The 14,044-nt window shown below is 45.9% G+C and carries 9 protein-coding genes; 3 read left to right on the top strand and 6 right to left on the bottom strand.

The features are described 5' to 3' along the window. Positions 1-945 (bottom strand): ubiquinol oxidase subunit II, encoded by a 945-nt coding sequence (gene cyoA, locus E3D00_RS08500; protein ID WP_141461695.1) that lies wholly within the window; start codon positions 943-945, stop codon positions 1-3. Between the two features lie 441 nt (positions 946-1,386). Further along, positions 1,387-2,151, bottom strand: a complete 765-nt coding sequence (locus E3D00_RS08495; protein ID WP_141461693.1) for a Bax inhibitor-1/YccA family protein — start codon at positions 2,149-2,151, stop codon at positions 1,387-1,389. Positions 2,152-2,303: 152 nt separating this feature from the next. Between E3D00_RS08495 and thpR the strand changes: the two genes are divergently transcribed. Beyond that, entirely contained in the window at positions 2,304-2,867 is a 564-nt protein-coding gene (thpR, locus tag E3D00_RS08490) for an RNA 2',3'-cyclic phosphodiesterase (protein WP_141461691.1), read from the top strand. Beyond that, the gene (locus tag E3D00_RS08485) at positions 2,864-3,466 is read left to right on the top strand and encodes a uracil-DNA glycosylase family protein (protein WP_141461689.1); all 603 of its coding nucleotides are present in this window, start codon (positions 2,864-2,866) and stop codon (positions 3,464-3,466) included. The genes thpR and E3D00_RS08485 overlap by 4 nt, the downstream gene beginning before the upstream one ends. Positions 3,467-3,468: 2 nt before the next feature. On the opposite strand, the gene E3D00_RS08480 is transcribed toward E3D00_RS08485, so the two are convergent. Genes E3D00_RS08480 through E3D00_RS08470 form a run of 3 tightly spaced genes read right to left on the bottom strand, consistent with a single transcriptional unit; the run spans position 3,469 to position 7,901 of the window. After that, positions 3,469-4,176, bottom strand: coding sequence for a MarC family protein (locus tag E3D00_RS08480; RefSeq protein WP_141461687.1), 708 nt, complete (start codon positions 4,174-4,176; stop codon positions 3,469-3,471). Then, complete coding sequence (locus tag E3D00_RS08475; RefSeq protein ID WP_141461685.1) at positions 4,173-6,272, bottom strand: lysylphosphatidylglycerol synthase domain-containing protein; 2,100 nt, start codon at positions 6,270-6,272, stop codon at positions 4,173-4,175. Before E3D00_RS08475 ends, E3D00_RS08480 begins: the two co-directional genes overlap by 4 nt. A gap of 3 nt (positions 6,273-6,275) precedes the next feature. After that, on the bottom strand, positions 6,276-7,901 hold the full coding sequence (locus E3D00_RS08470) for a lysine--tRNA ligase (RefSeq protein ID WP_141461683.1): 1,626 nt from the start codon (positions 7,899-7,901) through the stop codon (positions 6,276-6,278). A 186-nt stretch (positions 7,902-8,087) separates the two neighbouring features. Between E3D00_RS08470 and E3D00_RS08465 the strand changes: the two genes are divergently transcribed. Beyond that, positions 8,088-11,003, top strand: a complete 2,916-nt coding sequence (locus tag E3D00_RS08465) for an ATP-dependent DNA helicase (protein ID WP_141461681.1) — start codon at positions 8,088-8,090, stop codon at positions 11,001-11,003. A 58-nt stretch (positions 11,004-11,061) separates the two neighbouring features. Here the strand turns inward: E3D00_RS08465 and E3D00_RS08460 are convergent, their stop codons facing one another. Then, positions 11,062-13,950: a TonB-dependent receptor plug domain-containing protein gene (locus E3D00_RS08460; RefSeq protein WP_141461679.1), complete on the bottom strand. Its 2,889-nt coding sequence runs from the start codon at positions 13,948-13,950 to the stop codon at positions 11,062-11,064. Positions 13,951-14,044 lie beyond the last annotated feature (94 nt).

Here is a 14,044-nt window from a genome sequence, read left to right as displayed (position 1 = left end):
TTATTCCTTCATGCCAGTGTCGGACGATGCAGCATCTGATACAGACTGCATATGCATGACTTTACCTGTCGTTTTATCAACCATCATGCCGTTATTATATTTAGCAACGATGCCATCAAACAATTCAGGCTGAACATGCGCAAAATAATGTACTGGAGCAGCAATCTGTGGTGCAGCATATTTAGAATACGTTGTCGCATCCAAGCTGCTGTTTTCGCTTTTTACCTTCTCAACCCACTCATTAAACTGAGCTTGAGGCATCGCGATAGCGCGGAATTTCATATCTGAGAAACCACCTCCACTATACTGAGATGCTTCCCCCAGAAAATCTCCAGATTGACTAGCTAACAAATGCAACTGCGTCTGCATTCCTGGCATCGCATATATCATTGAGCCAAGACGTGGAATAAAGAACGCCGTCATAACAGAATCTGACGTAATTTGAAAATTCAACGCTGTCTTTGTTGGAATATCAAGCTGGTTAATTGTTGCAATTCCCAAATCTGGGTAAATAAACAACCATTTCCAGTCTAATGCAACAACCTGAACATTAAGAGGTTTGTTTGTGCCTGCGACCTCTGCGGGGAGAGGACGGTAAGGATCATAAACATGTGTACTCCACCAGTTCATAACGGACAAAATAGCCACTATAACTGTTGGAATACCCCAAATGAAGTATTCAATTTTTGTAGAATGGCTCCAATCAGGAAGATATTCTGCCTTTGTATTCGATGCTCTATATTTCCAAGCGAAATATACTGTCGCAATGCAAACGGGAACCACAATACACATCATGACCGCAAATTCGATCACAAGTACATTGCGGTTCAGTTCACCAACCGGACCCGCCGGTTGCAAAAGATCAACCGTACATCCCGATAGCATCAGCGCCGGCAACGCTGGAAGATATCGCCAGAGTTTTTTCATCGGTCCTGCTTTCATCATCCCATCCGGTACTGTCTCTGAAACCGGTAGCGGTTTGACAAGATAAGGTGCGCATCAAAGCTACCAACAGTGGCCATCTCTGCTCCCTTTCTCATTCTCGTTATGAAATCAAAAACAAGATCCACGATCTGCTCCTGAAATTCTTTCAAACAGTAGGGAGCAATACGCTCCCCTTAACTTGGAACTATTCCGCCTGAATCACTTAGAATACAAGGCTTTGTCTTCATCAAATAACAGAGGGGAAAACCTATACAGCAGAAAGAATGGCTGTAGATCGCTATTTTTACAAAGTTTATAAAAGATTTTAAGTTATAAAATTAATTTTTTTTAATCTTATTTTCGAAGCATTTTCAAATAAATCAAGACTTTTTTAGTCCTAAAAAGGGAAGTCCATAAAGAACTTCCCTTCTTGTTATGAGTATTTCTAAATATTTTTTTAACTTATCGGCTATTTCTATCACCAGTAAACTGAAGCAAAAACTGAAATAGATTCACAAAGTTCAGATACATATTCAAAGCATCATAGATACTGAACTTGCCGATATCTTCTGCTGAAGCATAGCTCAAATTTTGTTGGTAGTTAATTTTAATGCGTTGAGCATCGTAGGCCGTTAAGGCTGTAAACAACACAACTCCAATGATGGAAACCAATAAAGACAGCGCAGAACTATGCAGGAAGATATTAACTAACGACGCAATAATTATCCCCCAAACGCCCATTATTAGAAAAGAACCAAACCGCATTAAATTGGAGCCTGTGGTATATCCCCACAAAGCCATTCCACCGAACATAACAGAACACACAAAAAAAGTACGTGCGACTGAAACCCCAGTATACGCCAATAAAATCCCGGCCATACTCGCGCCCATTACAGCGCTAAAAGCCAAGAATATCCCTTGCACAGCAGTCCGTGAAAAACGATTGATCCCAACGGATAAGCTCATCACAAAAAGCAGCGGGGAGAATATTGCAGCCCACTCCAACAACGTTGGACGGAGCATAATACTGCCGTTCGAAAGTTCTACAGCGTGAAAGAAAAATCCTCGTAAAGAGGTTTCAGCTACGCCAAAAGCAACTACGCCGGTTATCAAAAGCCCCAGTGCCATCCAATTAAAGACACGGCACATATAAGCCCTTAACCCAGCATCAAGAGCCCCTGCCCCAGATTGCACGCCAGCTTTGGTAAAATTGGAATTAAAAGCCATAACACCTTTTCCAGAAAATCATCCGCATGAACGAACGATTAAGTGGATTAAATCACCAATCCACTATACTCTAAATAATAATGTGGTGATTTTACCAAAACGGTCAAGCCAACCTACGGTGTCTTTAAACTTTTGTTAATGGAAAACTTCCTTTGAGACTATTTGTCGCAATCGATCTATCCGCTCCAATTAAACAATCCATCGCGCTACTTCGTGGCTCCATGCCAAATGTCCAATGGGTTCCCATTCAGAACTACCATCTTACCCTGCGCTTTGCAGGAGAAATTACCAACCGCCATTTACTAGAAGACATGGATTCTGCGCTGAACACCCTCCACTGGAAACCTTTCCCTCTCTCTTTATCAGGGGTTGGTATCCTCGAGGGAGATGTGTCTGATAAACTTATCATTAATATAGAACGTTCTGACGCACTCCTGTCTCTCCAAAACAAACTCGAAACTCTTTTCAGAAAAGCAGGGTACCCCCCCATCAAAAATCGGTTCTATCCGCATATAAGTATCGGCTATACAGCACCCTCTCTACGTGAAGAAACAGCCCATTGGATCCAGCGGCATAATCTTTTTCGTAGCCCACCGATGGACGTTGACCATATTACCTTATTTGAAAGCGTTAAATCTGGAGGAGATTCCGTTTATATTCCTCAAGCACGCTACGCTTGGGACCCCAACTTCATCCTACCCACTGAAGATGAATGATTGATACTCCATCTTTTCAAAAACGCCTTTCTGCTCTTGAGAAAGAAATTCGTCTCTGTCGCGTATGTGCCCCCTTTCTTCCCTTGGGGGCACGGCCAATCATTCACATAGCCGCATCTGCTCGCCTATTAATTATAGGTCAAGCACCAGGCACTAAAGCACATCATAATAACAAATCTTTTTCTGATCCCTCAGGAGATCGTCTAAGAAAATGGCTCGATCTTTCTACTACAGATTTCTATAATCAACATAAAATTGCTATTTTCCCAATGGGGCTTTGCTACCCTGGGAAAGCCCCGAAGGGAGGAGACCTCCCTCCTCGCACCGAATGTGCTCCATTATGGCGGCAAAGAGTTACAAACCTATTACCAAATATAAAATTAACATTGCTTGTTGGAAGCTACGCTCAAAATTATTTCCTAGAGCGCGGGACTGTCACCGAGCGTGTGTTCCATTTTCGTACACATCTTGAGAAAGGTTTTTTCCCTCTTCCGCACCCATCTTGGCGAACAACGGCTTGGGAAAAACAAAACCCGTGGTTTCAAGGCCTCGTTATTCCCCACCTGCGCGATCTGACAAATCGCGTTTTACGCGATTGATCCTAAAGCTCTTTATGAGCCAGATGTATTGTATCTACTGAAAAGCCTTGAATTCCCGTAATCAGGATTTGAATACCAATCGAAAGCAAAATCAGAGCGGCTAATCGACTAACTATTCGTGCTCCGCCAACACCTAGCATCGCTACAATTCGCTCTGCATAGGTATATGCAACAGCAATCACAATTCCCATTGCTGTTCCGGCTGCTGAAATGCCCATATAATAATCAGCTAACGGCATATGCGGAGGAATAGAAGAACTCAATGCAATCGCAACGGATATACTTCCCGGCCCCACAGTAAAAGGAAGAGCCAATGGAAAAAATGCCCGTTCCATCAAATCAGGTGCTGCAACAGTCTTTCCATCTTGCAAAGCCTGTTTCTCTTTAACCGCTTCTGTTCGTTCTGCCGGAGCCTGCAAAAGTGTCCATGCACGAGAGGCTACAACCAAACCACCTGTTATACGCAAAGCATTCATACTGATCCCGAAAAAGGACAAAATCACATTCCCGAACCACATAGAAACCAGAATGATTCCCAGTGAATTCAATGCAACCTTCCGGGCAAGATCAACAACTTCTTTGCGGGTTCTTCCTTCTGTTGCTTGAGCAAAAATCAAGGAAGCGCCAATAGGATTTATGATTGAGAAAAGAGCTGGAAAGGCTATCAGCCAACTATTTACAGCATTTTCCAAACTCGACGGGAAAGTCATGGATCCACCACGTCAGGAATAAATGATGAGACATTCACCATAGATGCTAATCGCCTTTTTCGAGCCTGACGTTCCTCAGACGTTATAAACGCCCGAATACCACGATAATCCCCCGCACTACAACAGATACTTTCACCACTCCCATCGGGCCATACCATCAAATCCAAGTCACTATAAATTTCACTGAATGACTCTCCCACGCGAATAAAAGCAAGCTTACGTCCTTCCTGAACAGCAAAATCCCTCAAACGCCAAATGGCAGCCATAGAATTACGCTCTGGTCCTGCAGGATCCCCAAGACCGATTATAAAATCGCCGGAGCGGATAAACGGGACAGCAGCCCGCTTTGCCTCATCATATAATAGCCCACTTGGTCGGCGCGGCCCTATATCCTGCAAAGCATGTGCGAGATTTTTATAATGGTGTTCATTCTCACTATTCCATGCATCAAATCGAATACGCGCCCGCCGCATCCCAATCCATAAAGCTACGACCCCACACAAAGCCGAAGCGCCCAAAAACCACCGTCCTGTCGCGGTATGAGCATCATAAATCATGGAGCGCCACCATATTGGGCCCAAGTGTCGTTGCACAGCAACCCAAGCCATTCCGACCAGCCCAAGGCCCCATATAGAAAAAGGAGCTAACATAGAAGGCGTTAAGGGTGCAGATAACAAGTGAGCACGGCGGTAATAGCACCCTCTAAACGGTGCAATCAGTAAGATCACCAATAAGACCGTCAGGTACGCTTCCCAAGGCGCACCTCTTAAAATCAACAAAGCAACAGAAAAACTTAAAACGCCTAACGATACTTTCCATGCCAATGTGACACGCTCTGATAACCCCAGAGCAAGCCCTACAAGGGCAACACCCATAACCGTTAAAAACAAGTCAGAAATCTGCGAAACAGCAGACCAAAAAGGGCTGTGAAAAACAGGGAGCCTTGCAATAATGGCATAAAATACAAGGGCAATCCCAACTACAGCTTGCACACTTGTTGCAACAATAACCGAGAAATCAGCTTCAGATTCACGAATAACCCGGCTTGGCCTTACACGACACGTCGCCTGCCCGGCCTCAACGAGTGCCTGTTCGCCTCTCAAGAAAAGCTCATGCCCAGCAAACATGACACCAGCTAGAACAAGAGGAATAATATAATAAAACAAACGAAAAACTAAAATGGCACCCATAATCTGAGAAACAGGCAAATACGGCTTGAGCGCTAAGAGCATAGCCGTATCAAAGACACCCAACCCACCCGGCACACTTGCGACCAGTCCTGCTGTGTAGGATGCAATATAAATAGCCAGAAAAGTACCAAACCCAAAATGAGCCTCTGGGGGCAATGGTGGCAAAACACTGTAAGCAATCAGCGCAGTCGCGGCCATATCAGCGGCACTTACAACAATCTGAGCCAGCGCAATTTTAGTGTTGGGAATTTCTATCTCATATGATTTAATTTTCACGTGCTGTTTGGCACGCGATAGAAAAACATACGCTCCCAAAACAACCCAGCATGCCACCCCGCATAACTGCACCACAAAAGCTGGCAAGTGAGATAAAACAGGAATACTATGAGGTTCAAGAGCAAGTATTGAACCTACCAGTGCTAATGTCCCCAAAAAATATGTCGCAGAGCAAAAGGCAATAATCTGAGCGATATTCGCTGGAGATACCCCCCAGCTTTTATATAGTCTGAAGCGAACTGCCGCCCCAGAAATCGCAGCAAGCCCTAAGTTATGAGAAAGTACATACGAACAAAATGCTGCAAAAGCAGAGCGAGCGTACGATACTTTTACACGAATATGTAAACAGGCAAGGCGATCATAAAAAGACAGAATAAAGTAAGAAAGAACGGTTGCGCCGGCTCCAGCTAAAAGCGAAGAAGTTGGAATCCCTTCAAGGCTTTTTACAATATCATGCAAAGAAAGATGTTGTAATTCGCGCCAAACTGCAAACCCAGCAGCAACAAGCAACACGACCCCGACAAGAGCCGGAGCACGCGCCAAAAGCGCATGCCATTTCGTTTTCTCAGATGGTTTTTCTTCTACGTCAGAAGAAAAATCAAGCTCTTCATTACCCTGCCGTAAAGACATATTTTATGCCTGATTAGCTTCAGCACTTTCTGGTCGTGCCAAAGCGCCTTTAATTAGATCGACTGTCTCAGGAAGGCCAAATAAAGAAGCAAAAATCCCAAATCGAGGACCTTCTTTCTGACCGAGCAGAACTTCATAAAGACAGCCGAACCATGACCTCAGTTCGGACTTTTCAAAATAGCGTTTTCCAACTTCAAACACCACGTCCTGCACCTCTGCTGGAGACGTATCGCCTTGAAGCTTCTGCAGCTCATCCGCTAGATCTTCCAAGCCTTTACGCTCTTTGTCTGTAGGGGCGCGGTATACCTTACTTGGATATACCTGCTCCTTGAAATACGTTAACGCACAGCGCACTAACTTATCGACATAAGGGTGGGTTTCAGGAGTTAACGTTGAATCATAACGACGCAAAAACTTCCAAAGAGTTTCCGGTTTATCTGCATTTGCGACGTTAGCGAGATTCAACAGGGCTGTATAAGATACCGGACTTGTATCTTGTGGACGAATTTTCCCAGCATGAATAAACCATGCTGAATTCGCCATTAAATCTGCGTCTTCCTGCGTTTCTGCCTTTTGAACCAGCGTCAAATAATCATCTGTAGCGCGTGGAATAACATCAAAGAACAAACGCTTCGCACGAGCAGGTTGCTGAAACATGTACTGAGCCAAACTCTCAGGTGTTCCGTATCTCAACCATTCTTCAACCGACAGGCCGTTTCCTTTTGATTTACTAATTTTCTGCCCTTGAGCATCTAAGAACAATTCATACGTCAAACCTGCGGGAGGCTCTTTCCCTAGAATACGGCAAATTTTGGAAGAGAGTTTGACACTATCAATCAAGTCCTTCCCGGACATTTCATAATCGACCCCCAAAGCATACCAACGCATGGCCCAATCAGCTTTCCATTGCATTTTGGCATGACCACCCGTTACGAGGGTCTCAAATGTCTTTCCGGTTTCATCTTTCCAAACAACCGTTCCAGCATCTGGATCAACCTTGATTACAGGTACCTGCATAACCTGGCCGGTTTCAGGATGAATTGGCAAAACAGGAGAATAGGTTGCTCGGCGGTCTGGGCCTAGTGTCGGAACAATCGTTGCTACGACTTCGTCATGAACTTCCAACATACGGCGCAGCGCCGCATCAAAAATACCGGATGTGTAATAATCTGTAGAAGAAGCAAACTCGTATTCAAAGCCAAAGCTATCTAGGAACTGGCGCAAACGCGCATTATTATGCCCTGCAAAACTCTCATACTCGCCAAAAGGGTCGGGAATACGCGTTAAAGGCAAACCCAGATGTTTCGCAAGCATCTCTTGCTGCGGAACATTCGTTGGCACTTTACGAAGCGCATCCATATCATCTGAAAATGCGAGCAAACGCGTTGAACGCCCCGTTAGTGCCTCAAAAGCCTGACGGACCCAAGAGGTTCGAGCAACCTCACCAAATGTACCGATATGAGGTAACCCGGAAGGGCCGTAGCCTGTTTCGAGTAAAGCTGGCTCAGCAGCATCTTTTGTCTGCACATGGGCAGCAATCTTACGCGCCTCTTCAAAAGGCCATGCTTTTGGCAAAGGCGCATCAGAAGCAAGAGCATCGAGAGGGGTATGTGTCTGTGTTTTTTGCATGATTGCTTGAAAAATTAAGCAGTCAAAGCCTTCAGGTCAAGCAATACAAGTATTAAAGGCTCATTATTATAGTGAATATTCTTCTCAACTCTCAACATTTCAGCCATTTATGAAACATCTTTCTTTTTTCAATCACCTTAGAAAAAAGCTCGCACACGATGCAGGTTCGTTTTAAACTCCCTCTCAATGCCAGCCTCACCTCCCTTTTTATCGCCTTTTGATGCCCCAGCCTTAATCGCTCGCCGCGGTCTATCCTCTATTTTAACGCCTGATGGAGAGTTACTGGATCTACCGGCACCCCAAACACGTGAGTTACTCCGCTCATTACCTCCCCCCTTACTCATTCATGGCCCAGCCGCACTGAAGGCTCTCGATCTTACCCCTCTCTCTCAACCCGTCCCATGGTTTGATCTGTTAGATCTTTTTTTATTTGTACGCCCCGCCCAAACCATCGCACCAACCCCTAGGGGATTAGCCTTAGCACTTGGCCTTCACCCTCAAAAAACGATTACGGCTGATTTTCTTCCCACATTGTGTGAAGCCCTTCTGTCAGAACTAAATACGAAAAAAGATGCTCCTGAAGGAAATCACCTCCGCTCACTTCTTCTCCCCCTCCAACGTTCGGGATGGGTGTGGAGCGATATTATATCCGATGTTATTGGCCCACCTTCCACACAAGGCGCATCCCACTCCTACGAATCCCTTCGCATATGGAAACGTCTCCCCCGATGGGAGGAGGAAGCCCCTCGCCCAGCCCCCAGTAGTTATCCCGTTTCTCCTATCAAAGCCCGAGAACGGCTCCGTGATATCTTGGGCGAGCATGCAGAAACACGACCTGGACAAGCTGATTTCTCTTCTGTGGTCACATCTGCATTTGAACCGAGAGAAACCCTTGGTGCACCCAATGTAGTGCTAGCAGAAGCGGGCACAGGGACAGGAAAAACACTCGGCTATATTGCTCCTTCCACGCTTTGGGCTGAAGAAAATAAGGGGGCTGTCTGGGTAAGTACCTACACACGCCACCTCCAACGGCAGATCGAGCAGGAATTACACCGCGTTTACCCCAATGATACCGTACGGCGAGAAAAGGTGGTCGTGCGTAAAGGACGCGAAAACTATCTCTGTCTTCTCAATATGGAAGATATGGTTAATACCGTAACCTCCCGCGGGAAAGATGCGACAGCCTCTCTTCTTCCCCTATCTCTGCTCGCACGATGGGCTGAAAAAAGCCGAGATGGAGATCTCATGGGAGGGGATCTCCCCGGATGGTTTGGTGAAATTTTTGGCCACGGTTCTCTTGCGGCCATTGCTGACCGACGCGGGGAATGTATTCACGCCTCTTGCCCCCATTATCAAACCTGCTTTGTTGAACACGGCATTCGCCGGGCACGCCGGGCAGATATCGTCATAGCCAATCATGCTTTAGTTATGGCCCAAGCCGCGTGGAACTCCCTTACGCCTGCGCACTTACCCGACGAAGATACCATCCCAAGCCGATATATTTTTGATGAAGGACATCATATCCCAGAAGCAGCTGACAGCGCTTTCTCCATTGCTTTTTCCGGCTTGGAAACAGCTGAGCTTCGCCGCTGGCTCCTTGGTGCAGAAGGCAGTCGCTCACGCGCACGCGGCCTTCAAAGGCGCCTTGATGATCTGATCGAGCGCATCCCTTCCATCCAAAAACCGTTACACGCTGTCCTCAACGCAGCGCGCGTTTTACCCGCTCCGGGATGGTCCGCACGCCTCAAAGAAAAAACATCTCCCTCACCCCAACCCGCTCCAGAAAATCTCCCGGCAACCGAAGAGACAGAGACACTTTTCCCTCTTGATCTTCCTGCTCCACCACAGCCTGAAAACCCATCCGAAATATTTCTTAAATTACTGGCGCATCAGCTCAAAGCCCGCACAGCAGAGCATCCATCTTCCCGTTCTCAAGAGTATTTTTCGAATGAATGTGACCTTTACCCGATTAATCCACCTCTTGAAGAACATTCAGAACTTCTGGCTCAAGAGCTCAGACAACTTCTGCGCCCTTTAGAACAACTTTCCCAACAGTTCGAACACCAGATTGAAGATAATGATGAGATAGATTCTACCTTGCGTCAGCGCATCGAATCAACGCTGCGCACCTTACATCGGCGCGCCATTAGCCCTGTATCCAGCTGGATTAGTATGCTGGATTCTCTTCAAACTCCTCCAGCTCCTGATACGATCCCAACTTATATCGATTTTATTCGTTCTGAGCCGCTCCCTCAAAAACAAAGCCCTCATCAGAGCTTTGATATCGGTCTCTATCGACACTGGCTCGACCCAACGATCCCTTTTGTTTCAACCATCCAAACACCCGCACACGGATTGTTAATCACCTCCGCAACCCTAAGAGATCAACCGCAAAATACCAGCGGAGAGGAAACATGGCACGCCGCCGAACTCCGGCTCGGAGCCACACATTTTATAAAGCCCCCTATCCGGGCTTCTCTGATGAGCCCATTTGATTACAGCAAACAAACTCGCGCCTATATCATTACGGATGTTTCTTCCGAGATTGCGTCTTTAGCACATGCTTTTCGCTCCCTTTTTTCTGCTTCAGGGGGAAGCGGGCTTGGCCTTTTCACCGCAATTCGGCGTTTACGCGAAGTATATAAACGCATTCAGGAACCTCTAGAAACAGAAGGTATTCCTCTTTACGCCCAGCATGTTGATGCAATGGATAACGCAACTTTAGTGGATATTTTCCGCACCGAAATACAAAGCTGCCTCCTCGGAACAGATGCTATGCGAGATGGAGTAGATGTTCCCGGTGATGCCTTGCGTATGGTTGTCTTTGAGAAAACACCTTGGCCTCGCCCCGATATCCTTCATCGTGAACGCCGCAAACTACTATCGGAAGGGAGACCAAGCGAATATGACGACCGCATTACACGCATGCGCCTTCGTCAAGCTTTTGGAAGGCTTATTCGACGCAGTGATGACCGCGGGGTTTTCGTTATGCTGGATCGACGTATGCCCTCTCGCCTGCTTTCAGCCTTCCCCGAAGGAGTACAGGTCGAGCGCCTTTCTTTAACTGACGCGCTTGAGCATATTAAAGAATTTCTAAACTAATGCTCTAACCACAAAAAAGGCGGCCTATACAGCCGCCCTTCTTAAACACATACAACTTTTAGAAATTCAAACCAGCCTGCGTAAAGAAATACCGTCCTGGGTAAAACCCTCCGTAAAGATTACCCATGCTGTTATCTTGTCCGCTTGCCACAAATGGTGGTTTTTTATTGGCAATGTTTTGAATACCTGCTTCAAAATTCCACCGATTAAGACGATAATTCAGCGTCACATCATGCTGGAACATTCCGGGCGTTTTCCAACGGCCAACCCCATTCCCCGGTACAACATCTTGCTGAGTAGTATTCCAAACCATCCCACTAGTATATTGCATCATGTAAGTTAGTCCAATTGGGCCATGCTGCCACGTCAACGTTGCGTAGTCACGTATACGCGGGAAACCAACAGCATTATTATACTGCAAACGGCCTGTATAATTATACCACTCTCCACCAGGTAGATATTGCTGCTGGTAGCTAATAGTATCCTGAAGATTATTTGATAACAGAACCATATCACGGGGGGTTACCCGCAGATGATAATCCATATCAAAATCAATACCGCCTGTTCTCAGCCCACCCAAATTAGCATCAAGCGTCGTTGCGGTTTGAATTTGCCCTTGTGAATTTCTAAGAATACTTGAGCAGTATCCCGTATTTGCACCCGTATAGCACTGATCAAGCAAATACTGCGTTGGTATAGCAGAAATTGTATTTTTAACGCGTGTGTGCCAATATTCAACAGATGCTGAGAAGCCACGAACCCAACGAGGGGTTAACTCTACACCGAAGGTATAGGTTCTTCCAAGCTCTGGCCTTAACTTCGAATTCCCCCCCACAATAGACGGAACCTGCGAACTCGTCGCCATCTGAAAATTTTGTGAGTTAATTCCTTGCTGTGCGCAGTTTAGCGCTACTGTAGAAGATTGCGCACCATATGTCCCCACCTGATTCATATCGCAAGGATCCATTGCCGTGGCATAGCTCATGCTCTGCCCACCATATAATTCATAGACTGATGGTTGGCGCGTAGAAGTTCCTAATGTTCCCCTAAAATGCACATCTCTTACGGGGGACCAGTTAATAGCAGCTTTCCAGTTCTTGGCGCTTCCGAATGTATTATAGGAAGAATAACGCCCTTGACCATCAATCGATAAATCTTTGGCCATCGTTGTGTTTTTGAGCAGAGTTAACTTACCTTCAAGATAACCTTCCCACACATGAAAGCCCCCACCCGTATAATTCTGAGTGTTTGTCATGCTCTGGCCCGAAGTAATTAAAGGGTCTGGTTTAAATGTCTCAGATTCACTGCGCCGTTCCATCCCCATCGCAACAGCAAAATCCCCACCATTCTTCCACGGAAGACGAGCCACCTTGTTATTATGAATGCGCACGTTCCAATCACGCAGCTGATAATAAGAATGATTATTCAGCGTAGCATTTGCATATTCTAAAGCCTGCCCACTCAGAGGGGCAAACGGATTAGCTAACGCGCAACCGGCAGAACCTTGGCAAACCCCAGGATTATACATAATCGCACTATTAGGATCATTAGGGTCAAGCTGATCCATCCCATAAACCTGCATCAAATGGGCATAATTCCCCATATTGACCATGTGCGAAGTATCTTGGTTCCATCCATATGTATAAGACGCATCATACATCCAGTTATGGATAATTTCTCCGTCTAACCCGACTTTCGCCGTATAGGTGTCAGATGCATCTTCCGTTTTACGTGGCCCAAATTCATTGTAACGCTTTCTTAACGTTACATCCTGACCATAGGTATTAAACGGATTTTCTTTATTAATATATAATAGGCTTGCATAATTAGAGGGAGGAATACTTCCCGCACTCGGCTCTGCTGCCATCTGCGTATAGCTATTACGGTGACTATACAAAACGTTTGAATATAAATTGAAGTGTTTATCAAACTTATAATGCGCATCACCTGACAGGGTGGCATTTTGCAATCGATTCAAAAGCATCTGATCTTGGGAAAAATCATACCGGGTTGTTTTCTGCCCCGGCATTAAATTGCCCGAAACATCGTAAACACGCCCTTGTGGGGTATAGGCAGAACCAAAAGAAGATCCTCCCAGATCATTTTGCACTGGATCAGCCCAAGAACGATTCCGCTGCCTTACACCGCCTTGCGTCATGTAAGAGCCGAAAAGCGTTATGTTGCCTTTACGATCATCAAAATTCCAACCTTTATACGCTGAAATCATTCCCGTTTTATCATCACCTTGGCCTGCAATACCCCCTCGCATGGTGATATTACCCGTGCTGATATCATGCCTTAGTTTAATGTTAATCACACCGGAGACAGCGTCAGCTCCGTAAAGCTCTGACCCACCATCTTTCAGAATTTCAACTTGCTTAACCAACTGCACAGGAATCGTATTCATATCTACGCAGTTGCTGCTTCCATTAACAGCAGTACGTTTCCCATCAATCAGCACAAGCACACGCTGCTGACCTAGGTTTCTAATATCAGCGCAACTAACGCCACCGCCACCATTTGTGTTGGTATTATTTGTGGAATTAGACCCGATGGAAGGCAAGCGTGCCAAAAAATCTCCCATCGTTGTCGAACCAGATTGCATAATCTGCTTACTCGTCACGATCTGGACGGGGTTAGCATTCGCATTTCTGGACGTGCTTAACATTGACCCAGTGACTGTCACTTCTTCAGCATGCGTACTTTCAACAGATGCCAAGGTGTTTTTTCCTACCCTTGCTCTCTGAACCGTTCCCACCGAAGAAGCAGGAGTTACCCCAGAGACCACAGGCGCATTACTCACAGCCCGTGAGCGTAATTGGGGTTTATGATGCAAGAGATGACGCTTCGCATGAACATGCTCTGCGGCTGCAATTGCAGGAGATGAAAAAGCACCAACACTTAAAATTGATGCACACAAAAGCACATTACGGCGAGAAGCGTTCATTCGAGTATTCTTTATTCAAAGCTCAACAACGGGTTCGTCTTGAACTTTAAACGTTGCATTAATGAAATGTCATTACTCTCAACACGATTCTAAC

The sequence above is a fragment of the Swingsia samuiensis genome (assembly GCF_006542355.1).
Classification (GTDB): domain Bacteria; phylum Pseudomonadota; class Alphaproteobacteria; order Acetobacterales; family Acetobacteraceae; genus Gluconobacter; species Gluconobacter samuiensis.
Note: the sequence above shows the minus strand (reverse complement) of the source record. Positions and strands in the feature narration are given on the sequence as shown.